Annotated in this window: 20 protein-coding genes and 1 riboswitch; of the genes, 9 read left to right on the top strand and 11 right to left on the bottom strand. The window is 72.2% G+C overall.

Features of this window, described 5'->3' with window-relative positions:
* Positions 1 to 14 precede the first annotated feature (14 nt).
* A riboswitch (TPP riboswitch) is annotated at positions 15 to 125 on the top strand.
* Between the two features lie 71 nt (positions 126 to 196).
* Genes ACIQFX_RS28385 through ACIQFX_RS28375 form a run of 3 tightly spaced genes read left to right on the top strand, consistent with a single transcriptional unit; the run spans position 197 to position 4,091 of the window.
* Positions 197 to 1,291, top strand: coding sequence for a thiamine ABC transporter substrate binding subunit (locus ACIQFX_RS28385; RefSeq protein WP_402468995.1), 1,095 nt, complete (start codon positions 197 to 199; stop codon positions 1,289 to 1,291).
* 38 nt (positions 1,292 to 1,329) lie between these two features.
* Complete coding sequence (locus tag ACIQFX_RS28380; RefSeq protein WP_402469329.1) at positions 1,330 to 2,943, top strand: ABC transporter permease; 1,614 nt, start codon at positions 1,330 to 1,332, stop codon at positions 2,941 to 2,943.
* Positions 2,943 to 4,091 carry an ABC transporter ATP-binding protein gene (locus tag ACIQFX_RS28375; RefSeq protein ID WP_402468992.1) on the top strand — a complete coding sequence of 383 codons (1,149 nt, stop codon included), beginning with the start codon at positions 2,943 to 2,945 and terminating at the stop codon, positions 4,089 to 4,091. The genes ACIQFX_RS28380 and ACIQFX_RS28375 overlap by 1 nt, the downstream gene beginning before the upstream one ends.
* 246 nt (positions 4,092 to 4,337) lie before the next feature.
* Here ACIQFX_RS28375 and ACIQFX_RS28370 read toward each other — a convergent pair whose 3' ends face one another.
* From ACIQFX_RS28370 to ACIQFX_RS28350, 5 genes are all read right to left on the bottom strand, one after another.
* Positions 4,338 to 5,477, bottom strand: a complete 1,140-nt coding sequence (locus ACIQFX_RS28370) for an LOG family protein (RefSeq protein ID WP_402468989.1) — start codon at positions 5,475 to 5,477, stop codon at positions 4,338 to 4,340.
* A gap of 49 nt (positions 5,478 to 5,526) precedes the next feature.
* A complete protein-coding gene (locus tag ACIQFX_RS28365; protein ID WP_402468986.1) occupies positions 5,527 to 6,675 on the bottom strand; it encodes a hypothetical protein in 1,149 nt (382 codons plus the stop codon).
* Positions 6,657 to 7,385: an ABC transporter ATP-binding protein gene (locus ACIQFX_RS28360; RefSeq protein ID WP_402469326.1), complete on the bottom strand. Its 729-nt coding sequence runs from the start codon at positions 7,383 to 7,385 to the stop codon at positions 6,657 to 6,659. The genes ACIQFX_RS28365 and ACIQFX_RS28360 overlap by 19 nt, the downstream gene beginning before the upstream one ends.
* Positions 7,386 to 7,611: 226 nt before the next feature.
* Positions 7,612 to 8,991: an aspartate aminotransferase family protein gene (locus ACIQFX_RS28355; RefSeq protein ID WP_402468983.1), complete on the bottom strand. Its 1,380-nt coding sequence runs from the start codon at positions 8,989 to 8,991 to the stop codon at positions 7,612 to 7,614.
* Positions 8,976 to 9,482: an Lrp/AsnC family transcriptional regulator gene (locus ACIQFX_RS28350; RefSeq protein ID WP_402468980.1), complete on the bottom strand. Its 507-nt coding sequence runs from the start codon at positions 9,480 to 9,482 to the stop codon at positions 8,976 to 8,978. Before ACIQFX_RS28350 ends, ACIQFX_RS28355 begins: the two co-directional genes overlap by 16 nt.
* Positions 9,483 to 9,672: 190 nt before the next feature.
* Between ACIQFX_RS28350 and ACIQFX_RS28345 the strand changes: the two genes are divergently transcribed.
* The 3 genes from ACIQFX_RS28345 to ACIQFX_RS28335 all read left to right on the top strand — a co-directional run bounded on the left by ACIQFX_RS28345 (position 9,673) and on the right by ACIQFX_RS28335 (position 13,075).
* A complete protein-coding gene (locus ACIQFX_RS28345; RefSeq protein WP_402468977.1) occupies positions 9,673 to 11,109 on the top strand; it encodes a gamma-aminobutyraldehyde dehydrogenase in 1,437 nt (478 codons plus the stop codon).
* Positions 11,110 to 11,256: 147 nt separating this feature from the next.
* Positions 11,257 to 12,420, top strand: coding sequence for a spermidine/putrescine ABC transporter substrate-binding protein (locus tag ACIQFX_RS28340; RefSeq protein ID WP_402469323.1), 1,164 nt, complete (start codon positions 11,257 to 11,259; stop codon positions 12,418 to 12,420).
* 109 nt (positions 12,421 to 12,529) lie between these two features.
* On the top strand, positions 12,530 to 13,075 hold the full coding sequence (locus ACIQFX_RS28335; protein ID WP_402468974.1) for a hypothetical protein: 546 nt from the start codon (positions 12,530 to 12,532) through the stop codon (positions 13,073 to 13,075).
* Here the strand turns inward: ACIQFX_RS28335 and ACIQFX_RS28330 are convergent.
* From ACIQFX_RS28330 to ACIQFX_RS28310, 5 genes are all read right to left on the bottom strand, one after another.
* The gene (locus ACIQFX_RS28330) at positions 13,072 to 14,256 is read right to left on the bottom strand and encodes a serine hydrolase domain-containing protein (protein ID WP_402468971.1); all 1,185 of its coding nucleotides are present in this window, start codon (positions 14,254 to 14,256) and stop codon (positions 13,072 to 13,074) included. The two genes, ACIQFX_RS28335 and ACIQFX_RS28330, sit on opposite strands and share 4 nt — an antisense overlap.
* A 128-nt stretch (positions 14,257 to 14,384) precedes the next feature.
* A complete protein-coding gene (locus ACIQFX_RS28325) occupies positions 14,385 to 15,068 on the bottom strand; it encodes a response regulator (protein WP_402468968.1) in 684 nt (227 codons plus the stop codon).
* A complete protein-coding gene (locus ACIQFX_RS28320; protein WP_402468965.1) occupies positions 15,065 to 16,234 on the bottom strand; it encodes a sensor histidine kinase in 1,170 nt (389 codons plus the stop codon). Before ACIQFX_RS28320 ends, ACIQFX_RS28325 begins: the two co-directional genes overlap by 4 nt.
* 121 nt (positions 16,235 to 16,355) lie before the next feature.
* Positions 16,356 to 17,045: a glycerophosphodiester phosphodiesterase gene (locus ACIQFX_RS28315; RefSeq protein WP_402468962.1), complete on the bottom strand. Its 690-nt coding sequence runs from the start codon at positions 17,043 to 17,045 to the stop codon at positions 16,356 to 16,358.
* A gap of 19 nt (positions 17,046 to 17,064) precedes the next feature.
* Positions 17,065 to 18,096 carry an adenosine deaminase gene (locus ACIQFX_RS28310; RefSeq protein ID WP_402468959.1) on the bottom strand — a complete coding sequence of 344 codons (1,032 nt, stop codon included), beginning with the start codon at positions 18,094 to 18,096 and terminating at the stop codon, positions 17,065 to 17,067.
* 75 nt (positions 18,097 to 18,171) lie between these two features.
* On the opposite strand from ACIQFX_RS28310, the gene ACIQFX_RS28305 reads away from it, so the two are divergent.
* Positions 18,172 to 18,864: a DUF4190 domain-containing protein gene (locus ACIQFX_RS28305; protein WP_402468956.1), complete on the top strand. Its 693-nt coding sequence runs from the start codon at positions 18,172 to 18,174 to the stop codon at positions 18,862 to 18,864.
* A 167-nt stretch (positions 18,865 to 19,031) separates the two neighbouring features.
* Here ACIQFX_RS28305 and ACIQFX_RS28300 read toward each other — a convergent pair whose 3' ends face one another.
* A complete protein-coding gene (locus ACIQFX_RS28300; RefSeq protein ID WP_402468953.1) occupies positions 19,032 to 19,580 on the bottom strand; it encodes an NADAR family protein in 549 nt (182 codons plus the stop codon).
* Between the two features lie 175 nt (positions 19,581 to 19,755).
* On the opposite strand from ACIQFX_RS28300, the gene ACIQFX_RS28295 reads away from it, so the two are divergent.
* Both ACIQFX_RS28295 and ACIQFX_RS28290 read left to right on the top strand, forming a co-directional pair.
* A complete protein-coding gene (locus ACIQFX_RS28295; protein ID WP_402468950.1) occupies positions 19,756 to 21,270 on the top strand; it encodes a gamma-aminobutyraldehyde dehydrogenase in 1,515 nt (504 codons plus the stop codon).
* Positions 21,271 to 21,319: 49 nt separating this feature from the next.
* A complete protein-coding gene (locus tag ACIQFX_RS28290) occupies positions 21,320 to 22,567 on the top strand; it encodes a PotD/PotF family extracellular solute-binding protein (RefSeq protein ID WP_402468947.1) in 1,248 nt (415 codons plus the stop codon).
* The last annotated feature ends 20 nt before the right edge of the window (positions 22,568 to 22,587 follow it).

Here is a 22,587-nt window from a genome sequence, read left to right as displayed (position 1 = left end):
TCGAACACATCTTCATATTCCGACAGGGGAGCGCCACAGCGCTGAGAGTGCGGTCACCGTAGGACCGCAGACCCTCTGAACCTCGCCCAGGTCATTCTGGGTAGGGAGTTCGGTCGTAACTCGAGCTGTTGCGCCCCGCCCACCTCCGGGTGGGCGGGGCCGCGTCTCTTCCTGGTCACACCCAGGAGGAAATCCAGTGAGCATCAAGAAGGCAGCCGCCGCCGCGCTCGTCGCGGCGCTCGGCGTCACCAGCCTGGCCGCCTGCGGCACCGAGGACGTCAGGGACGCGGCCGGCAAGACCGGAGCGCCCGCGCCGAAGACCGTCACGCTGGTCAGCCACGACTCGTTCAACGCCTCCAAGGAGGTGCTGGCCGAGTTCACGAAGCAGACCGGCTTCACGGTCAAGGTCCTCAAGAGCGGCGACGCCGGCGAGGCCGTCAACAAGGAGATCCTCACCAAGGGCTCCCCGCAGGGCGACGTCTTCTTCGGCGTCGACAACACCCTGCTGTCCCGCGCCCTCGACAACGGGATCTTCGTCCCGTACGAGGCGAAGGGGCTCGACCGGGTCCCGACCGCGTACCAGCTGGACAAGGAGCACCGGGTCACCCCGATCGACTCCGGTGACATCTGCGTCAACTACGACAAGAAGTACTTCGCCGACAAGAAGCTGGCGCCGCCGGTGACCTTCGCCGACCTGGCGAGGCCGGCGTACAAGGACCTGCTCGTCGTCGAGAACCCCGAGCGGTCCTCCCCGGGCCTCGGCTTCCTCCTCGGCACGGCCGCCGCGTACGGCGACGAGGGCTGGCAGGACTACTGGAAGCAGCTCAAGGCCAACGGGGTGAAGACCGTCGACAGCTGGGAGCTCGCCTACAACCAGGAGTTCTCCGGCTCGGCCGGCGGCAAGCAGGCCAAGGGCGACCGGCCGCTGGTCGTGTCGTACGCCTCCAGCCCGCCCGTCGAGGTGCTGTACGGCGAGCCGCAGCCGAAGGTGGCGCCCACCGGCGTCTCCACCGGCACCTGCTTCCGGCAGACGGAGTTCGCGGGACTGCTGAACGGGGCGAAGAACCCCGAGGGCGGCAAGGCGCTGATCGACTTCCTGATCTCCAAGAAGTTCCAGGAGGACATGCCGCTCCAGATGTTCGTGAACCCGGTGGCGAAGGACGCGGCGCTGCCCGAGCTGTTCACGAAGCACGGCGTGGTCGTCGAGAAGCCCGAGACCATGGCGCCCGAGAAGATCGCCGAGAAGCGTGACGCGTGGATCCAGCAGTGGTCGTCGCTCGTCGTGAAGTGAGGCGCGACGCCAAGGGGAGCGCGGCGCGGCTGGGGCTCATGGCCCTGCCGCTCGCGTTCTTCGGCGTCCTCTTCGCCTGGCCCGTCGCCTCCATCGTGGAGCGCGGGCTCCGCCCCGACGGCACCTGGGACCTCGGACGGATCGGCGAGACGCTGAGCCGGCCCGACATCCTCGACGTCCTCGGCTTCACCGCGTGGCAGGCCCTCGCCTCGACGGCGCTGACGCTGCTCGTGGCCCTGCCGGGGGCGTACGTCTTCGCCCGCTTCGACTTCCCCGGCAAGAACGTGCTGCGGGCCGTCGTCACGGTGCCGTTCGTGCTGCCCACCGTGCTGGTCGGCACCGCCTTCCTGGCGGTCGTCGGACGCGGCGGGCTCACGGACGAGCTGTGGGGGCTGCGGCTCGACACCAGCGTGTGGGCGATCCTCCTCGCCCACGTCTTCTTCAACTACGCCGTCGTCGTCCGGACCGTCGGCGGCCTCTGGTCCCAGCTCGACCCGCGCCAGGAGGAGGCCGCCCGGGTCCTCGGCGCCTCGCGCTGGACCGCCTGGCGGACGGTGACGCTGCCCGCGCTGGTACCGGCGGTGTCGGCGGCCGCGCTGATGGTGTTCCTCTTCACCTTCACCTCGTTCGGCGTCGTGCAGATCCTCGGCGGGGACGCGTACTCCACCCTGGAAGCCGAGATCTACCGGCAGACTGCCCGCCTGCTCGACCTCCGGACGGCCGCCGTGCTCACGCTCGTGCAGTTCGCCGCGGTCGGCGCGATCCTCGCCGTGCACGCCCGGACGGTACGGCGACGGGAGACCGCGCTGCGGCTCGTACCGCCGGAGCGGACCGCGCGCCGGCCGCGCGGCGCCGGCCAGTGGACGCTGCTCGCGGGCGTGCTGCTCTCCGTGGCGCTGCTGATCCTGCTGCCGCTCGGCGTCCTGGTCGAGCGCTCCTTCGCCGGGTCCGGCGGGTACGGGCTCGGGTACTACCGGGCGCTGGGCTCGCTCGACGAGAGCGGCACGTTCCTGGTGCCGCCGCTGGAGGCCGTCGGGAACTCGCTGCGGTACGCGGTGGCCGCCACCGCCATCGCGGTGCTGATCGGCGGACTCGCGGCGGCGGCCCTCACACGCCGTGCCGGACGGCTCGTGCGCGGCTTCGACGCCCTGCTGATGCTGCCGCTCGGGGTCTCCGCGGTCACCGTCGGCTTCGGCTTCCTCATCACCCTCGACGAGCCGCCGCTCGACCTGCGGGCCAGCTGGATCCTCGTCCCCCTCGCGCAGGCGCTGGTCGGCGTCCCCTTCGTCGTACGGACCATGCTGCCGGTGCTGCGGGCCGTGGACGAGCGGCTGCGGGAGGCGGCGGCCGTGCTCGGCGCGTCGCCGTGGCGGGCCTGGCGGGAGGTGGACCTGCCGCTCGTGCGGCGGGCGCTGCTCATCGCCGCCGGGTTCGCGTTCGCCGTCTCGCTGGGCGAGTTCGGCGCGACCGTCTTCATCGCCCGGCCCGACAGCCCCACGCTGCCCGTGGCGGTGGCCCGGCTGCTCGGCCGGCCGGGCGAACTCAACTACGGCCAGGCCATGGCCCTGTCGACGATTCTGATGGTGGTGTGCGCGGCGTCCCTGCTGCTGCTCGAACGGCTGCGCACCGACCGGACCTCCGGGGAGTTCTGATGCTTTCGATCGAGGGCGCGACCGTACGGTTCGGGGAGCGGGCCGTGCTCGACGCCGTGGACCTGGAGGTCGCCGAGCACGAGATCGTGTGCGTCCTCGGCCCCAGCGGCAGCGGCAAGTCCACACTGCTGCGGGCCGTCGCCGGGCTGCAGGAGCTCGACGGCGGCCGGGTGCTGCTCGGCGGCGCCGACCAGGCCGGGGTGCCGGTGCACCGGCGGGGCGTCGGCCTGATGTTCCAGGACCACCAGCTGTTCCCGCAGCGGGACGTCGGCGGCAACGTCGCCTTCGGGCCGCGGATGCGGGGGGCCGCGAAGGCGGAGCAGGCCGAGCGGGTGCGCGAACTGCTCGACCTCGTCGGACTGCCCGGCGCCGAGCGGCGGTCCGTCGCCGCGCTCTCCGGCGGCGAGCAGCAGCGGGTGGCGCTCGCGCGGGCGCTCGCGCCGCGGCCCCGGCTGCTCATGCTGGACGAGCCCCTCGGCCAGCTCGACCGCGGTCTGCGCGAACGGCTCGTCGTCGAACTGCGGCAGCTCTTCGGGCGGCTCGGCACGACGGTCCTCGCCGTCACCCACGACCAGGGCGAGGCCTTCGCCCTCGCCGACCGGGTCGTCGTCATGCGCGACGGGCGGATCGCGCAGTCCGGCACGCCCGTCGACGTGTGGTCCCGCCCCGCCTCGGAGTTCGTCGCCCGTTTCCTCGGCTTCGACAACGTGGTGGGCGCGAGGGTGAACGGCGCGGTCGCGGACACGCCCTGGGGGCGGATCGCCGTCCCGGACGGCTCGCCGCAGGGGGTGCGGCGGGTGCTGGTGCGGCCGGGGGGCGTGCGGCTCGTGGGCGTGGGCGGGGACGTGAGCGGTGACGTGGGCGTGGGCGCGGGCTGGACGGTGGAGTCCCGGACGTTTCGTGGCGACCGGGTCGCCGTGCGGCTTCGTCCGGTGGACGGGCCGGTGCTGGAGGCGGAGCTGCCGTTGCGGGAGGCGCCGGAGGAGGGCGGGCGGGTCGGGGTGGAGTTCCGGGTGGAGGACGTCGTGGTGTTGGCCGATGCCGTTGATGTCTCCGGTGCCTCTGGTACGTCCGTGGGGGCCGATGCCTCTGGTACCTCCGGTGCCATCGATTCCTTCGATGCCTCGGGTGCCTCCGGCGTTCGCTAGCGGCGTGCGCGGGGCCTGCGGGGCGCGGGCCCCGCAGGTGCGGGTTCGGGCATCGGGGGCGGAGGCGCCGCCGAGGGCGCCGTCCCGTGTGCCCACCCTCCCCCCGGACTCCGTCCGGGGGGACCCCCACGCCCCAGCGGGACGATTGCCCACACGGGGGTGGGTGGGCCGGGTGGGCGCGCTGATCCACGCAGGGGTGGGTGGGCGGGGGCGGGACTTTGGCCGCGCGGGGCCCACGGGGGTGGGTCAGGTTTTTGCTAGGCGGTTCAGTGCTGCCGGGGCTTCGTCGACGGAGTCGACGAGGGCGATGCGGGTGGACATGGGGCGGTCGGTGGCGAGGGCTTGGAGGAGGGGCCAGGCGGGGAGGCGGTGGGTCCAGTGGGCGCGGTCGACGAGGACCATGGGGGTGGGGGTGCCGAGGGACTCGTAGTAGTTGGGGGTGGCGTTGGCGAAGATCTCCTGGACGGTGCCGGCGGCGCCGGGGAGGAAGACGACGCCGGCGGTGGAGCGGGCGAGGAGGCCGTCCTCGCGGAGGGCGTTGGCGAAGTACTTGGCGATGTGGGCGGCGAAGGGGTTCGGCGGCTCGTGGCCGTAGAACCAGGTGGGGATGGCGACCGAGGCGCCGCCGTGCGGGAGGCGGGCCCGTACGCGGAAGGCGGCGCGGGCCCACTCCGTGACCGAGGGGGTGAAGGACGGGACCTCGGCGAGCAGCGCGAGGGCCTCGGGCAGGGCGGGGTCGGGGAGCGGGGCCAGGTAGGCGCCGAGGTTGGCGGCCTCCATCGCGCCCGGTCCGCCGCCGGTGGCGACGGTGAGGCCGGCGCGGGCGAGGGACCTGCCGAGCCGGGCGGCGCCCGCGTACTCCTCGGTGCCCCGGCCCGTCGCGTGGCCGCCCATGACGCCGACGACCCGGGCCCCGGCGAGGAGTTCGTCGAGGGCGTCGGAGACGGCGTCGTCGTGGAGCGAGCGGAGCATCGAGGAGAAGACGTCGCCGTCGGCGCGGGTCCGCCCGAACCAGGCGTACGCGCGCGCGTCCGGGGTCCCCTCGTATCCCTCGTCGGCGAGTCCGTCGTAGAGCTCCCCGGGGGTGTAGAGCCGTGCCCGGTAGGGGTCGAAGGGCAGGTCGGGCACGGGTGGGAAGACGAGGGCCCCGTCGGCGCGGACCTTGGCGGCGGCCTCCGGCTCCATGGGGCAGCCGAGGAAGACGGCGTCGGTGGTGGTCGCGGCGAGCAGGGCGAAGGTCCGGTCGGTGAGGTCGATCGACTGGATCCGCAGGCCGCGGAGGGAGCCCGGGCGGGCGAGCGCCGCGTCGAACTCGTCGAGGTCGTGGATCTCGTGACCGTGCCCGCGCGGGCCGGGCGGGCGGTGGGCCGGGGGGAGCGTCGCCATGGGCCCACGATAGGGGCCGCCGCGCGGGGCGGCCCCTCCCGAGGGCTTCTCAGCCGGTGAGCGGCAGGGCGGCGAGCCGCGCCACCACCCAGGTGAGGGGCAGGAAGACGGCGAGCAGGGCGCCGACGCGCATCAGGGCTGCCGTGCGCAGGACCGTGGACGGTGCGCCGAGGCGGAGCAGGGCCTCGGTGGTGTGGGTCCGGCACTGCTTGGACTCCAGGGCCGCCGTGACGAGCGTGGCGGTGGTGCAGGCCAGGACGAGGGTCGCGCCGAGGCCGGTGAGCGGGCCGAAGACGGCGGGGCCGGTGTCGGCGTCGTACAGCGCGGAGGCGGCGAGGGTGCCGGAGAGCACCGCGCTGACGACGCCTAGGGGCCGGCCGATGCGGCGGGACTCGTCCATGAGGACGCGGCCGGCGAGGAGCCGGGTGGCGCCGGGCCTGAGGGTCTGGAGGAGGCGGCCGCCGAGGTGGGTGAGGCCGGGGCCCGCCATCGCGAGGCCGGCCGCGGTGAGGACCCAGCCGACGAGGACGCCGGCCGGGTTGCCGTCGAAGCGGCCGGGCATCGGGACGCCGCCCCCGCCGCCGCGGCCCGCGTACGTCTCGACCGCGAGGCCGACCGCGACGAGGGCGACTCCCCAGGGCAGGCCGGACGGCACCGGCCGTTCCGCGCCCTCCGGGGCCGGGGCGGCCGTGCGCGGCCGGAGCGCCAGGCCCGCCGCGGTGGCGGCGACGACCGGCAGGACCGCGAGGAGGGTGAGGGCCGCCGCGACCGGCATCGGCTGGTCGGCGGCGAGCAGTTCGGCGGCTGCCCCGTCGAAGGGCAGTCCGGTGATGTCGCCGCGCAGGTGCAGGTAGAACAGCAGTGCGACCGTCGAGCCGAGGGTGCAGGCGATCGCCGTGGACGCGGCGGCGATGGCGGTGAGCCGGGCGGGGCCGAGGCCGACCGCGGAGAGTCCGGGGCGCGGCCGGGTGCTGGGGTCGGTGCGGGCCACGGCGACGGCGAACTGGACCGTGGCGGCGAGCGGCAGGACGCACCACAGCAGCCGCAGGACCGAGGCCGAGGAGTGGGTCGGGTGCCCGACGGCGTATCCGAGGGTGCAGAGCAGGAGGAAGCCGACCCCCGCGGCCGCGGCGGCGACGAGGAGCCGCTGCGTGAGGACGAGGGGGTGGGTCCCGCGGGCTAGACGGAGAGCGAGCACGCGGCGACGCCCTCCGCCCCTGACGCCGGGGGTACGGTGCCCGTCCTGCGTCCGTCGAGGAGTCCGACCGTGCGGTCGGCGAGCCCCGCGACCTCGCCTTCGTGGGTGGCGAGGAGCACGGTGATGCCGTGCGAGCGGGCGGCGGCGGTCAGCGTGCGCAGGACCTGCGCGCCGTCGGCCTGGTGCAGGGCGGCGGTGGGTTCGTCGGCGAAGAGCACCGAGGGGGTGGTGACGAGGGCGCGGGCGAGGGCGATCCGCTGGCGCTGGGGGTGGGTGAGGGCGTGCGGCCGTTTGCGGGCGCTCGCGCCGATGTCGAGCCGGTCGAGCCATTCCAGGGCGGCGGCCTTCGCGGCCCGGTGGGAGGCCCCGCGGAGCAGCAGCGGCAGGGCGGCGTTCTCCCAGCCGGTGAGTTCGGGGACGAGGCCGGGTTCGGGGCCGATCCAGCCGAAGCGGTCGCGGCGGAGCCGTTCGCGCTGGGCCGGGCTCAGCGTGTGCACGGGGCTGCTGTTGAACCAGACCTCGCCCTGCTGGGCGACGAGCTGGCCGGAGAGGCAGCGCATGAGGGTGGTCTTGCCGCTGCCGCGCGGGCCGGCGAGGGCGAGGATCTCGCCCTCGTGGACGCCGAGGGAGACGCCGGTGAGCGCCTCCGTGCCGCCCAGGGAGCAGTGCAGGGAACGCGCCCAGAGCACGTCGTTGTCCGGTGGGGCCATCGCGTACACCTCGATGTCGGATCTGATGTGTTCCCCCGTACGGGGGAACGAGGAGACGGGGCTGGGGGTCACTCGGCACCGTAAGGATTCAGATCCGCTCATACGGACAGCACGCGGCCCGGGCCGCCGCCATCCACTCGGATGGCGGCATGCCCGGGCCGGGGTCACGCCGTGAGGGCGGCGTGATGCTGGGGGACCGTGACCGGTCGGTCCGTTCAGCGGGGTCCTACAGCTTGGTCCACGCCTCGGTGAGCACGGAGCGCAGGATTCCCTCGATCTCGTCGAAGGTGCCCTGGTCGGCGATCAGCGGCGGGGCCAGCTGGATGACCGGGTCGCCACGGTCGTCGGCGCGGCAGTACAGGCCGTTCTCGTACAGCGCCTTGGAGAGGTAGCCGTACAGCACGCGCTCGACCTCTTCGTCGTTGAAGGACTCCTTGGTGACCTTGTCCTTGACGAGCTCGATGCCGTAGAAGAAGCCGTTGCCGCGGACGTCGCCGACGATCGGCAGGTCGTGCAGCTTCGACAGCGTCGAGAAGAAGGCGCCCTCGTTGTCCAGCACGTGCTGGTTGAGGCCTTCCTTGTCGAAGATGTCGAGGTTGGCGATGGCGACCGCCGAGGAGACCGGGTGGCCACCGAAGGTGTAGCCGTGCAGGAAGGTGTTGTCGCCCTTGTAGAACGGCTCGGCGATGCGGTCCGAGACGATGCAGGCGCCGATCGGGGAGTAGCCCGAGGTCATGCCCTTGGCGCAGGTGATCATGTCCGGCACGTAGCCGAACTTGTCGCAGGCGAACATCGTGCCGAGGCGGCCGAAGGCGCAGATCGTCTCGTCGGAGACGAGCAGCACGTCGTACTGGTCGCAGATCTCGCGGACGCGCCGGAAGTACCCGGGCGGCGGCGGGAAGCAGCCGCCGGCGTTCTGCACCGGCTCCAGGAAGACGGCCGCGACGGTCTCGGGGCCCTCGAAGAGGATCTGCTGCTCGATCTGGTCGGCGGCCCAGCGGCCGAAGGCCTCCGGGTCGTCGCCGTGGATCGGGGCGCGGTAGATGTTGGTGTTCGGCACCTTGTGCGCGCCGGGGACCAGCGGCTCGAAGGGGGCCTTCAGGGCCGGCAGACCGGTGATGGACAGTGCGCCCTGCGGGGTGCCGTGGTAGGCGACCGCACGCGAGATGACCTTGTACTTGGTGTGCTTGCCCTGCAGCTTGAAGTACTGCTTGGCGAGCTTCCAGGCGGTCTCGACGGCCTCGCCGCCACCGGTGGTGAAGAAGACCTTGTTCAGGTCGCCGGGGGCGTAGTGCGCGAGGCGCTCGGCCAGCTCGACGGCCTTGGGGTGCGCGTACGACCACACGGGGAAGAACGCGAGCTCCTGCGCCTGCTTGTACGCGACCTCGGCCAGCTCCTGTCGGCCGTGTCCCGCGTTGACCACGAAGAGACCCGCGAGACCGTCGAGGTAGCGCTTGCCCTTGTCGTCGAAGATGTAGGTGCCCTCACCACGCACGATCGTGGGAACAGGCGAGTTCTCGTACGACGACATGCGGGTGAAGTGCATCCACAGGTGGTCGTAGGCAGTCTTGGAGAGGTCCTGGGTCACGGTTATCTGGTTCCCCACATATAGGTCTGCTTCTTGAGCTTGAGGTACACGAAGCTCTCGGTGGAGCGCACGCCGGGGAGGGTGCGGATCCGCTTGTTGATCACATCGAGCAGGTGGTCGTCGTCCTCGCAGACGACCTCCACCATCAGGTCGAAGGAGCCCGCGGTCATGACCACGTACTCGCACTCGGCCATGGCCGTGAGCGCTTCAGCGACCGGATCCAGGTCACCCTCGACGTTGATGCCGACCATCGCCTGCCGTCGGAAACCCACGGTGAGGGGGTCGGTGACGGCGACGATCTGCATGACGCCCTGGTCGAGCAGTTTCTGGACGCGCTGCCGCACGGCTGCTTCGGAGAGGCCGACGGCCTTTCCGATCGCCGCGTAGGGGCGGCGACCGTCCTCTTGGAGCTGCTCGATGATCGCCAGGGAGACGGCGTCGATCGTCGGGGACGAACCGGTTCCGGTTCTGGAGTCTGCGCTTCGACTGGCCACGGCTCCACTGTGCACCGAGATTGTCTGTCGTGCAAGCCCGGATCGATGAAATTCGTTGTGTAGAGCCCTCGATCTCACCGAATCCGAAGTTGCGGGGGGTCGGGGCTGTTGAAAGCGTCAGTCGAGCGATTAGGCTGGGGTGTCTCGCCCATCGGGACGCCGCACAAGGACGTGCGAAGACAGAACGTGACAGGAGGGGTGGCAAGTGACCACCGAGCTGCGCCGGCTGCGTAACTACATCAACGGGGAGTTCCGCGACGCGGCCGACGGCCGCACCATCGAGGTGGTCAACCCGGCCACCGGAGAGGTGTACGCCACCTCCCCGCTCTCCGGGCAGGCCGACGTCGACGCCGCCATGGAGGCCGCCGCGGCCGCCTTCCCCGCCTGGCGTGACAGCACGCCGTCCGAGCGCCAGAAGGTCCTGCTCAAGATCGCGGACGCCTTCGAGGAGCGGGCCGAGGAGCTCATCGCCGCCGAGGTCGAGAACACCGGCAAGCCGGTCGCCCTCACCGCGAGCGAGGAGATCCCGCCGATGGTGGACCAGATCCGCTTCTTCGCCGGTGCCGCCCGCCTGCTGGAGGGCCGCTCGGCCGGCGAGTACATGGAGGGCATGACCTCCATCGTCCGTCGCGAGCCGGTCGGCGTCTGCGCCCAGGTCGCGCCGTGGAACTACCCGATGATGATGGCCGTGTGGAAGTTCGCCCCGGCGCTCGCCGCGGGCAACACCGTCGTCCTCAAGCCCTCGGACACGACCCCCGCGTCGACCGTCCTGATGGCCGAGATCATCGGGCAGATCGTGCCCAAGGGCGTCTTCAACGTCGTCTGCGGCGACCGCGAGACGGGCAAGGCCATGGTCGAGCACCCGACCCCGGCGATGGCCTCCATCACCGGCTCGGTCCGCGCCGGCATGCAGGTCGCCGAGTCGGCGGCCAAGGACGTCAAGCGCGTCCACCTGGAGCTGGGCGGCAAGGCCCCCGTCGTGGTCTTCGAGGACACCGACATCGCCAAGGCCGTCGAGGACATCTCCGTCGCGGGCTTCTTCAACGCCGGTCAGGACTGCACGGCCGCCACCCGCGTCCTCGTCCACGAGTCGATCCACGACGAGTTCGTGGCGCAGCTGGCCAAGGCCGCCGCCGACACGAAGACCGGTCAGCCGGACGACGAGGACGTGCTGTACGGCCCGCTCAACAACGCCAACCAGCTGAAGCAGGTCACCGGCTTCATCGAGCGCCTCCCGGCCCACGCCAAGGTCGAGGCCGGCGGTCACCGCGTCGGCGACAAGGGCTACTTCTACGCCCCCACCGTCGTCTCCGGCCTCAAGCAGGACGACGAGATCGTCCAGAACGAGGTCTTCGGCCCGGTCATCACCGTCCAGTCCTTCGTGGACGAGGCCCAGGCCCTGGAGTTCGCGAACGGCGTCGAGTACGCCCTCGCCTCCTCCGTCTGGACCAAGGACCACGCGCGCGCGATGCGCATGTCCAAGTCGCTCGACTTCGGCTGCGTGTGGATCAACACCCACATCCCGCTGGTCGCCGAGATGCCCCACGGCGGCTACAAGAAGTCCGGCTACGGCAAGGACCTCTCCGCCTACGGCTTCGAGGACTACACCCGCATCAAGCACGTCATGACCTCGCTGGGCTGATCCCCGCCCCGCCCCGCGCCGCGCGGCCCCGGCACCCTTGATCGACAGGGTGTCGGGGCCGCGCGCCGTCGCTCGACGGACCGTCCATTGCCGCAGGTGACGGGCGCCCGGGATGCTGGCCGGGTGAGAGCGACAGTCAGCAACCACGTGTCCCGCCGGTCCCTGCTGCGCGGCGCCGGAGGTGTCGGGGCCGCGGCCCTGCTCGCCGGCTGCGGCGTGCCCGCCGCCTACGTCGACGAGGACGACCGGGCCGGCCGCGACCTGTCCGCCCGCGACCGGACGGTCGACTTCGCCAACTGGCCGCTCTACATCGACACCGATGACGAGGGCAAGGCGAAGCGCCCCACCCTCGACGCCTTCAGGGAGCGCACCGGGATCTCCGTCCGGTACACCGAGGAGATCAACGACAACGACGAGTTCTTCGGCAAGATCGGCCCGTCGCTGATGAACCGCCAGGAGACCGGCCGCGACCTGATCGTCGTCAGCGACTGGATGGCCGCCCGCTTCGTCCGCCTCGGCTGGGTCCAGGAGATGGACCGCGCCGCCCAGCCGAACGTCGCGCGCAACCTCAACCCGCAGCTCCGCTCGCCCGCCTTCGACCCGGGCCGGCTGCACAGCGTGCCCTGGCAGTCCGGGATCACCGGCATCGCGTACAACCGGAAGAAGCTCGGCCGGGAACTCCGCTCGACCAAGGAGCTCTGGGCCGACGACCTGCGCGGCAAGGTGACCCTGCTCTCCGGACTCGACGAGTCGTTCGCGCTGCTCATGATGGGCAACGGCGTCGACGTGACCCGGTGGACCGCCGACGACTTCCACGCGCTGTGCGAGCAGATCGAGGGCCTCGTCCGGGCGCGGCACATCCGGCGCTTCACCGGCAACGACTACATCAAGGACCTCTCCACCGGCGACGTGCTCGCCTGTCAGGCGTACTCGGGCGACGTCATCCAGCTCCAGGCCGACAACCCGGACATCGAGTTCGTCGTCCCCGAGGAGGGGGCAGAGCTGTGGGCCGAGTCGCTGCTCGTCCCCAACCGCGCCCAGCACAAGGGCAACGCCGAGAAGCTCGTCGACTACTACTACGAGCCCGAGGTCGCCGCCGAACTCGCCGCCTGGGTCAACTACGTCTGCCCGGTGCCGGCCGCCCAGGCCGTCCTCGCCGACTCCGGCGACGAGGAGCTGGTCGCGCTCGCCGAGGACCCGCTGATCTTCCCCGACGCCGCCATGCGGGAACGGCTCGCCATCGCCCGGGACATCAACGCGGACGAGCGCCAGGAGTTCGCGAAGAGGTGGAACGCGATCGTCGGCCTGTGAGGCGCGCGGCCCGGTCCTGGAGGCGGGGGCGACGGTGGTCCCGCACGCCGTCGCGCGACGACCCGCACCCCGTTTCTGAACACGTTCAAGAAGGGCGTACGCTGTCCTCGTGAGCGACACGAACGGGCCGAGAGCCCTCCTCAGGAACATCCGCGTCTGGCTGGTCGTCTTCGTCGTCTGCCTGGTCCTGAGCGGGGCCACCGCCTTCCCGCTAGTGACCGAACTCCGGCTCCTCGACTCCGCGTTGACCGGCTGGGCCGCACCCGTCGCCGACCTGCTCCCCGGACTCGCCGAGTGGATCCACCGGGTGCGGGACGGCCTCGCCGCCACCGACCGGGACGCCCCGTACGTCCTCTACGGCACCGACTGGCTGGCCTTCGCGCACCTCGTCATCGCGGTCGCCTTCTACGGGGTGTACCGCGACCCCGTCCGCAACATCTGGGTCGTCGAGTTCGGGATGATCGCCTGCGTCGGCGTCATCCCGCTCGCCCTGATCTGCGGCCCGATCCGGGGCATCCCCTTCTGGTGGTCGGTCATCGACATGTCGTTCGGGGTGATCGGCATCCTGCCGCTGCTCCACGTGCGCCGGCTGATCAAGCGCCTGGAGGCCGCGACGGCGCCGCAGGCCCCCGTGGGCGGGGCCGTACCCGCCTAGGACCGGTCGGGGAGGCCGTAGGCCGACACCATCAGGGTCAGGGCGGTGCGGTTCACGTCCTGGCCCTTGGCGTCGGTGGCGTTGACGCTGTAGACGAGGGTGCGGGAGCCGTCGCGGGTCGAGGCGACGGCCGTGTTGTAGCCCCAGCGACCGCCGGTCTTGCCCCACACCTCGCGCCCGCCGAGCCGCTTCATGGACAGGCCGGCGGAGTACGCGGCCGGGTCGCCGGACTTCAGGTCCGTCACCTTCGGCAGGGTGAACATCTCCTCCAGGAGCGGACCCCGCACCACCCGGCCCGCGAACAGGGCCCGGGTGAACCGCTCCAGGTCGGCGGTGGTCGAGACGAGGTCGCCGGCGGCCCAGCCGTCCGTCACCCCCCACTCCGAGACGTCGCGGAGCCCGGTCGTGCCGTCGTCGAGCCGCATGGTCTGGTAGCCGTGGTTGTACGGCCCGGTGATCCCGGCGGCGGTACCGGGGAAGTACGTGTCGCGCAGGCCGAGCGGCCGCAGGATCCGGCGCTCCACCTGGTGCGCGTACGAGTCGCCGGTCACCCGCTCCACGATCAGGCCGACGACCGTGTAGCCGATGTTGAGGTAGTGCTGCCGGGTGCCGGGCGCGAACTCGCGCGGCTTGGCCGTCGCCGAGCGGACCATCTCCTCGGGGGTGTGGACGACGAACCGGTTCGCGTACCACTCCTCCACCGTCTCACCGGGCATGTCGGCGGCCGGGATGCCGTGCGTGTGGTTCAGGAGCTGGCGCACGGTCACCCGGGCGTACCGTCCGGGGATCAGGTCCGGGAGGTACGAGCGGGCCGAGCGGTCCAGGTCGATCCGGCCCTCGGCGGCCAGCTGGAGCACGGTCGCCGCCGTGAACACCTTCGTCACCGAACCGGCCCGGAAGCGGGCCGCCGGGTCCGCCGGGGCGTTCGACTCCAGGTCGTGCACGCCCGCGCTGCCCTGCCACGAGCCCTCGGAGCCGCCGACCCGGACCAGCGCGGCCGTCGCGTCGGCGCGCGGCAGACCGGCGATCGCCGCGCTCAGGTCCGGGCTCGAAAGGGCCGGCGCGGCCGCCGGGGACGCGGCCGCCGGGGGCTCCGCCGCGAAGGCCGGGGCGAGCGCGGGCCCGGAGGCGACGCCCAGGACCAAGGCGGCGGCGAGCAGCGTGCGGGTGGACTTCCTCATGGTCAACTCCGTTGGTGTGAGCCGTTGTTCTCGATGGCTCCATCCTGCTGACCTGCGGCGCTCCGCGGATCGCCCGCACCGGCGGTCTCCGGCGGGCCTGTTCCTCACCGACACGGGGGAGGAGCGGGCTACCCGCCTCCCCCGGGCGGGGGAGAGCCCGCCGCGACCAGACCCGTCTCGTACGCGCAGATCACCGCCTGGATCCGGTCGCGCAGCCCCAACTTGGCCAGGACGTTGCCCACGTGCGTCTTCACCGTGTGGTCGCTGACCACCAACTCCGCCGCGATCTCCGCGTTGGAGAGACCGCGCGCGAGCAGCAGCAACGTCTCCCGCTCGCGGCCGGTCAGCACGTCGAGCCGGGGGTCGGGGCCCCGGGCCGCCCCGCGCGGCCCGCCCGCCGTGTACTGCTCCACGAGCCGACGGGCCACCGACGGCGCGAGCAGCGAGTCGCCCGCGGCCACCACCCGTACCGCGTGCACCAGGTCGTCCCGGCGCACGTCCTTGAGGAGGAAGCCGCTCGCGCCCGCGTGCAGCGCCTCGTACACGTACGCGTCGGTGTCGAAGGTCGTCAGGATCACCGTCCGGCAGCCGGACTCCGCGCCGATCAGCCGACAGGCCTCGATGCCGTCCGTCCGGGGCATCCGGATGTCGAGCAGCGCCACGTCGGGCGCGAGGCGGCGCACCGCCTCGACGGCCTCGGCCCCGTCCCCGGCCTCCGCGACCACCTCGATGTCCGGCTGCGCGTCCAGGATCATCGCGAAGCCGCTCCGCACCAGTTCCTGGTCGTCCGCGACCACCACCCGGATCGTCATCTCCCCACCTCCGCCGTCTCCGTCCCCGGGGGCACGGGCAGCAGGACCCGCACCTCGAAGCCCCGGCCGCCCGGGCCCGGGCCCATCGCCGCCGTCCCGCCGTGCGCGGCGGCCCGCTCCCTGATGCCGACGAGCCCGTGCCCCGACCCGGACCCGGGCCGGGGGCCGCGGCCGTCGTCCGTCACCGTGACCCGCAGGACGCCGTCGCCGTAGGCCAGCCGGACGTCCGCCGCGCGGGCCTGGGCGTGCTTCACCACGTTCGTCAGCGCCTCCTGGACGATCCGGTACGCGCTCGCGCCGGTCGCCGCCGGCAGCGCGCGTACCCCGCCCTCCGTCTCGTACCCGACGGCGAGGCCGCTGGCCCGGACCCGTTCCACCAGGTCGGGGATGCCGCCGAGGTCCGGCTGCGGCTCCCTGGGGGCCGCGCCCTCGTCGCCCTCGCGCAGCAGCCCCAGCATGTGGCGCAGCTGGGCCATCGCCTCGCGGCCGGTCTCCGAGATCGCCTCGAACGCGGCCTCGGCGCGCGCGGGCGCGGCCCGCACCGCCACCGGACCGGCCTCGGCCTGCACGATCATCAGGCTCACCGCGTGCGACAGGATGTCGTGCATCTCCCGTGCGATCCGGGCCCGTTCGCGTGCGGCGGCCTGCTCGGCCTCGATCCGGTGCGCCCGCTGCCGGGCGTCCTGGAGCCGCCCGAAGACGTACGCGGCGCCGAACACGAAGAGCGAGAAGGTCAGTTCGCGTGCCGACTGGGTGTTGAGCCACACCGAGGCCGGCACCGCGACCACCAGCAGCGCCGCCGTCGTCAGCCGCTGCCGGGCCGGCGCGAGCGCGGCGATCGTGTAGACGCTGACGAGCCCGGTGTACGGCAGCGGCTGCCCCGGCCCCTCCAGGGCCAGCTTGTACAGCGCGCTCGCCGCCAGGATCGCGAGCAGGACGGCGAGCGGCGCGCGCCGCCGCCAGACCAGCGGCAGCACGGTGAGCGTCGTCAGGCCGTACGCGGGCCAGGTCGCCGGTTCGAGCTCGGGCCCGCGCGGCACCACGAACGGCATCGTCATCGCCGCCTGCACCAGGAGCGCGATCCCGATGTCCACCGCCCACGGGTTCGCCGCCCCCCAACTCCGGGTGCGTTCCCCGTGGTTCCTCAGATCCCCCCGTATGCCCATTACCGCTCGGCGCTCACGGCGCTCATGGCGCACGCCCGGGGGCCGGGGGCGGCGACGGTTCGGACTCGGCGGATCACGCGGTCGTTCACGCCGACGTTCAGGCGGTCGTTCGTCCGGTCGTTCACGCGGAGGCCTTTCCCAGGACGGCGGCGAGGGCGTCGACGCGGTTCGTGGTGATGGAGTCGACCCCGTTCGAGATCAGCTTACGCATGGTGCGCTGGGTGTCCGCCGTCCAGCAGGAGACCAGCAGACCGTTCCGGTGGACCCGCTCGCTGAGCTCCCGACTCACCAGGCCGAAGCGGTAGTTGAGCCAGCGGGGCCGCACCGCGTCGAGCAGCACCGGCCGGGGCGGGGCGAGCGTCGTCCAGGTCAGGGCGATCTCGGCGGCCGGGTCGGCGGCCCGCACCTGGAGCATGGCGACGGCCCCCGCGCAGTAGTACACCCGCTCACCGGCGCCGCACTCGCGGACCGTGCCGACGATCCGGCGGACCGACTCCTCGTTCCCGCCCGGCAGGTCCAGCATCAGCCGGTGGTCCCCGGCGGTGAGCAGCGCCTCGCGCAGGGTCGGCACCCCGTCGTGCGTCAACTCGCGCACCGTCTCGTACGGGAGCGCCGAGAGGGGGCGGTCGTGGCCCCAGAGTCGCTTCAGGGTGTCGTCGTGGAGGAGGACGGGCACGCCGTCCCCGGTCAGCCGGACGTCGATCTCGACGGCGTCCGCCCCCCGCTCGATCGCCGAGGCGATCGAGGGGAGCGTGTTCTCACGGACGCGGTACGGGTCGCCGCGATGGCCTACGACAGTGACGGAGCGCATGGCCCCATTCTCGTCGCCGTCAGCGCGCCAGCCAGTCGTTCGTGTACGTGTCGATCTCGGCGGCGATCCGGGCCTTGCCGGCCGCGTCGAGGAAGGAGGCCTCGACCGCGTTCTTGGCGAGGGCGGCGACACCGCGCTCGTCGAGGCCGAGGAGGCGGGCGGCGACGGCGTACTCGTTGTTGAGGTCCGTGCCGAACATCGGCGGGTCGTCGCTGTTGATCGTGACGAGGACGCCGGCGTCGACCATCTCCCGGATCGGGTGCTCCTCGAGGGTGGCGACGGCCCGGGTCGCGATGTTCGACGTCGGGCACACCTCCAGGGCGATCCGGTGCTCGGCGAGGTACGCCAGGAGCTCGGGGTCCTTGACGGAGCTGGTGCCGTGGCCGATGCGCTCGGCGCCCAGGTCGCGGATGGCGTCCCAGACCGTCTCCGGTCCCGTCGTCTCGCCCGCGTGCGGGACGGAGTGCAGGCCGGCCGCGCGGGCCAGGTCGAAGTACGGCTTGAACTGCGGGCGCGGCACGCCGATCTCCGGGCCGCCGAGGCCGAAGGAGACCAGGCCCTCCGGGCGCAGCCCGTCGGTCGTCGCGAGCCGCGCGGTCTCCTCGGCGGAGGCCAGGCCGGCCTCGCCGGGGATGTCGAAGCACCAGCGCAGGACCGTGCCGAACTCGACCTCGGCCGCCTTGCGGGCGTCCTCGATCGCCGCCATGAAGGCGCGCTCGTCGATGCCGCGCCGGGTGGAGGAGTAGGGGGTGATGGTGAGCTCGGCGTACCGGATGTTCTGCCGGGCCATGTCCCGGGCGACCTCGAAGGTCAGCAGCCGGACGTCCTCGGGGGTGCGGACCAGGTCGACGACGGACAGGTAGACGTCGATGAAGTGTGCGAAGTCCGTGAACGTGAAGTAGTCGGCCAGCGCCTCCGGGTCCGTGGGGACCTTGGAGTCGGGGTGCCGGGCTGCGAGCTCGGACACGATCCGCGGCGAGGCGGAGCCCACGTGGTGGACGTGCAGTTCGGCCTTGGGCAGGCCGGCGATGAAGGGATGGAGGTCGGTCATCGGGTCATGGTAGGCCGGGCGGGTCCCCCGGACGGGGGAGGTCGTAGCATGGCGTGACCATGATGGGGGAGGCCCATGTCTGACAACCGAGACCAGCCGCAGGGCGGGTACGACCCGGCGGACCCGTGGGCTCCGCCGAACCGCGACGGGGTGGAACTGAGCAAGTCGTCTACGCCGACGCCGCCGCCCGTGCACGACCAGATGACGGTCACGTCGATGCCCGCCGCCACCGGACCCGGCGGCGACGTCCCGCCGCCGCCGGTCGCCCCGGGCGGCCCCGCGGCCACGCCCGACGCCTACGGCTACCCGCCGGCCACGCCCGGCGCGTACGGCTACCCGGCGGCCCCGGCCCCGCAGCCGGTCGCGCCGACCGCCCCGGCGGTGTCGGGCTACGGATACCCGGGCTACGGCTCGGGGTACAACCAGCCCGGCTGGCAGCAGTCGCCGTCCAACGGCATGGGGACGACCGCGATGGTGCTCGGCATCATCGCGGTGGCCGGATTCTGCATGTACGGCCTGGGCATGATCCTCGGCATCCTCGCGCTGATCTTCGGCGTCATCGGCCTGAAGAAGGTCAACCGGGGCGAGGCGACGAACCGGGGCATGGCCATCGCCGGCATCGTGCTGGGCTCCATCGGCACCGTGGTGAGCGCCGTCTTCCTCGGCTTCATCATCTGGGCCATCGCCCAGGACTCCTCGTCCTTCGACGACTCCGGCACCGACGAGGACCCGTTCTCGTCGAGCCTGGTGCTCGAGATCGAGCGCTGAGCCGGGCCCGCACGGCACGCGAAGGCCCCGCACCTCACCGAGGTGCGGGGCCTTCGCGCATGCTCGGGATCCTCCGCGCGTATCAGGGTCCTCCGCGCGTGCCCGCGGAGCCCGTGCGTTCGCCCGAGGGCCGTGCGCCTGCCGGGGAGCCGTGCGCGTGGCGCGGGTCAGGCGCCGCGCAGCCGGTCCCGGGCCTCCATCAGGGCGAAGCCGAGGAGGTTCAGGCCGCGCCAGCGGGCCGGGTCGTGGGCGCCGGGGTCGTCGGCGGCCAGTCCGATGCCCCAGATGCGGTCCACCGGGCTGGCCTCCACCAGGATCCGCTCGCCGGTGCCCAGGAGGTACCCGCGCAGGGCCTCGTTCGAGGAGAACTTGTGGACGCTGCCCTCGACGACGATCCCGAAGCGCTCCCGCTCCCACACGGCGTCGTCGAATCCCCGGACGAGGCGGCCCGCCTTCTTGGCCTCCGCGGGGGTGCGGGCGGTCAGTGCGGCGCGCTCGGCTTCGGCGTCCCCGAAGAGGCGCGCCTTGGCCGCCATCATCCAGTGCTCGGCCGTCGCGTACGCCGTTCCGTCGACCGTGAAGGGGGCCGGCCACCACTGGCTCAGACAGCTCGCGGAAAGGCGCCCGTCCGGGTGGGGGCGGTGGCCCCAGAAGAGCAGCCACTTCGGACGGTCACCCCTGTTGACCTGCTGTGTCAGCTCGTCGATCTTGTCCATGCATGCGAGTGTGACAGCCGCCACTGACATTCCGTACGGAGATTTTCCGACCGCCTCGACACATGGTCGACCGATTCCGTCGCGTAACCAAAAGGAAACAACGGAATCACTTGTTGGGGCACTTTCACCATGTCAGGATCGGCACTCAATTCGAGCTGGGACAACGGAGAGCGTCATGGGCAACCGCTTCCAGGTGACGGACCGCTTCGCGGACGGCGCACAGTACATCGGCGGGCGGCTCCGGGCCGGAACCTCCGGTCAGGAACACAGCGTGATCGACCCGGCGACCGGGGACAGCGTCTACACCTACGCGCTCGCCTCCACGGCCGACGTGGACGACGCCGTCGCCGCCGCCAAGGCCGCCTTCCCCGGCTGGTCCGGCGCCACCCCGGGCGAGCGCTCCGACGCGCTGCACCGGCTCGCCGGAGTCCTCGCCGAGTGGGCGGACGACATCGCGCGGGTCGAGTCGCTGCAGTGCGGCAAGCCGCTGAAGCTCACCACGGAGTTCGACGTGCCCGGCACGATCGACAACACCGCGTTCTTCGCCGGCGCCGCCCGCCACCTCCAGGGCCAGTCGGCCGCCGAGTACGACGGTGACCACACCTCGTACGTCCGGCGCGAGGCGATCGGCGTCATCGGCTCCATCGCCCCCTGGAACTACCCGCTCCAGATGGCCGCCTGGAAGATCCTCCCGGCGATCGCCGCCGGCAACACGATCGTCCTCAAGCCCGCCGAGCTCACCCCGCTGACCTCGCTGATGTTCGCGCAGGCGGCGAAGGAGGCCGGTATCCCCGACGGTGTGATCAACATCGTCAGCGGCTCCGGACGGGTCGTCGGCGAGCACCTCGTCGGCCACCCCGACGTGGTCATGACCTCCTTCACCGGCTCCACGCCGGTCGGCAAGCGGGTCGCCGAGGTCGCCACCGCCACCGTCAAGCGGCTCCACCTCGAACTCGGCGGCAAGGCCCCCTTCGTCGTCTTCGACGACGCCGACCTGGAGGCCGCCGCCCACGGCGCCGTCGCCGCCTCCCTCATCAACAGCGGCCAGGACTGCACCGCCGCCACCCGCGCGTACGTCCAGCGCCCGCTCTTCGACGCCTTCGTCGCCCGGGTCGCCGAACTGATGGAGACCGTCCGCGTCGGCGACCCCTTCGCGGCGGACACCGACCTCGGCCCGCTCGTCAGCCACCGCCACCGCGACAGCGTCGCCGCCTTCGTCGAGCGCGCCCGCGGCTACGCCACCGTCGTCACCGGCGGCGAAGCCCCCGGCGGCGACCTCAAGGACGGTGCGTACTATCGTCCGACCCTGATCACCGGTGCCGCGCAGGACAGCGAGGTCGTGCAGTCGGAGATCTTCGGGCCGGTCCTGGTGGCCCTGCCCTTCGACGGCGACGACGAGGGCATCCGGCTCGCCAACGACACCCCGTACGGCCTCGCCGCCTCCGCCTGGAGCCGCGACGTCTACCGCGCCAACCGCGCCACGCGGGAGATCAAGGCGGGCTGCGTGTGGGTCAACGACCACATCCCGATCATCAGCGAGATGCCCCACGGAGGCACCAAGGCATCCGGGTACGGAAAGGACATGTCGGTGTACTCCTTCGAGGAGTACACGCAGGTCAAGCACGTGATGTTCGACAACACTGCGGTGGCCGCCAAGGATTGGCACCGCACGATCTTCGGGGACCGATAGCAGCTCGCCGCCCGACCAGCGGCCCACCCATCCCGAAAGGGCACAGCGCATGGAGCAGTACGAGCCCGACAGCCTGTCCGCCGCGCAGCTGGCGGCGATACGGCGCAGTATGACGAACGGCCGGGGCGCCCTCAGCCGGCGGTCGATGCTGCGCGCGGGTGGCGTCGGCGCGCTCACCGTCGGCGGCCTCGCCGGCCTGAGCGCCTGCGGGATCCCGCCGGCCAAGCGGGAGGGCCAGGGCCCCGCGTCCATCGACGTGTCGGCCAAGGAGAAGAGCGTCGCCTTCTCCAACTGGACCGAGTACATGGACGTCAGCGAGGACGAGAAGTCCCGCCCGACCCTGGAGGCGTTCGCCGAGCGCACCGGGATCAAAGTCAAGTACACCGAGGACATCAACGACAACGTCGAGTTCTTCGGCAAGATCAAGCCGCAGCTCGCGGCCGGCCAGGACACCGGCCGCGACCTGATCTGCGTCACCGACTGGCTCGCCGCCCGGATCATCCGGCTCGGCTGGGCGCAGAAGCTCGACGCCTCGAACCTGCCCCACGCGTACGCGAACCTCTCCACCCAGTTCCGCAGCCCCGACTGGGACCCGGGCCGCGCCTACTCGTACCCGTGGACCGGCATCTCCACCGTCATCGCGTACAACGTGAAGGCGACCGGCGGCAAGAAGGTCGACTCCGTGACCCAGCTCCTGGACGACCCGTCCCTCAAGGGCCGGGTCGGCTTCCTCACGGAGATGCGCGACTCCGTCGGCATGACCCTGCTCGACCTCGGCAAGGACCCGGGGAAGTTCACGGACGCCGACTACGACGCGGCGATCGGACGCCTCCAGAAGGGCGTCGACAAGAAGCAGATCCGCCGCTTCACGGGCAACGACTACACCTCCGACCTGGACAAGGGCGACCTGGCCGCCTGCCTCGCCTGGGCCGGCGACGTCATCCAGCTCCAGGCGGACAACCCGGACATCCGCTACGCCATCCCGTCCGCCGGATACATCACCTCCAGCGACAACCTGCTCGTCCCCGCGCAGTCCCGGCACAAGACGAACGCCGAGAAGCTCATCGACTACTACTACGAGCTCCCCGTCGCCGCCCAGCTCGCCGCGTACATCAACTACGTCTGCCCCGTCGACGGGGTGAAGGACGAGCTCTCCAAGATCGACCCCGAGCTCGCGAACAACACGCTGATCCTCCCGGACAAGGCGATGGCCAGGAAGTCGCACGCCTTCCGCTCGCTCACCAGCGCGGAGGAGACGGCGTACGAGGAGAAGTTCGCCAAGCTCATCGGCGCCTGAGCCCGACGTCGTCCACCTCA

The organism is Streptomyces sp. NPDC093089 (assembly GCF_044754405.1).
GTDB lineage: Bacteria > Actinomycetota > Actinomycetes > Streptomycetales > Streptomycetaceae > Streptomyces.
Note: the sequence above shows the minus strand (reverse complement) of the source record. Positions and strands in the feature narration are given on the sequence as shown.

What these genes read in the sequence shown, in the direction of transcription:
- ACIQFX_RS28370 (WP_402468989.1), bottom strand. Translation starts at nt 5,477, where the DNA reads ATGGCGACGCTCCCCCCGGCCCACCGCCCGCCCGGCCCGCGCGGGCAC.
- ACIQFX_RS28330 (WP_402468971.1), bottom strand. Translation starts at nt 14,256, where the DNA reads ATGAGGAAGTCCACCCGCACGCTGCTCGCCGCCGCCTTGGTCCTGGGC.
- ACIQFX_RS28290 (WP_402468947.1), top strand. Translation starts at nt 21,320, where the DNA reads ATGGAGCAGTACGAGCCCGACAGCCTGTCCGCCGCGCAGCTGGCGGCG.
- ACIQFX_RS28360 (WP_402469326.1), bottom strand. Translation starts at nt 7,385, where the DNA reads ATGGCCCCACCGGACAACGACGTGCTCTGGGCGCGTTCCCTGCACTGC.
- ACIQFX_RS28305 (WP_402468956.1), top strand. Translation starts at nt 18,172, where the DNA reads ATGTCTGACAACCGAGACCAGCCGCAGGGCGGGTACGACCCGGCGGAC.
- ACIQFX_RS28320 (WP_402468965.1), bottom strand. Translation starts at nt 16,234, where the DNA reads ATGGGCATACGGGGGGATCTGAGGAACCACGGGGAACGCACCCGGAGT.
- ACIQFX_RS28295 (WP_402468950.1), top strand. Translation starts at nt 19,756, where the DNA reads ATGGGCAACCGCTTCCAGGTGACGGACCGCTTCGCGGACGGCGCACAG.
- ACIQFX_RS28315 (WP_402468962.1), bottom strand. Translation starts at nt 17,045, where the DNA reads ATGCGCTCCGTCACTGTCGTAGGCCATCGCGGCGACCCGTACCGCGTC.
- ACIQFX_RS28380 (WP_402469329.1), top strand. Translation starts at nt 1,330, where the DNA reads ATGGCCCTGCCGCTCGCGTTCTTCGGCGTCCTCTTCGCCTGGCCCGTC.
- ACIQFX_RS28300 (WP_402468953.1), bottom strand. Translation starts at nt 19,580, where the DNA reads ATGGACAAGATCGACGAGCTGACACAGCAGGTCAACAGGGGTGACCGT.
- ACIQFX_RS28325 (WP_402468968.1), bottom strand. Translation starts at nt 15,068, where the DNA reads ATGACGATCCGGGTGGTGGTCGCGGACGACCAGGAACTGGTGCGGAGC.
- ACIQFX_RS28310 (WP_402468959.1), bottom strand. Translation starts at nt 18,096, where the DNA reads ATGACCGACCTCCATCCCTTCATCGCCGGCCTGCCCAAGGCCGAACTG.
- ACIQFX_RS28375 (WP_402468992.1), top strand. Translation starts at nt 2,943, where the DNA reads ATGCTTTCGATCGAGGGCGCGACCGTACGGTTCGGGGAGCGGGCCGTG.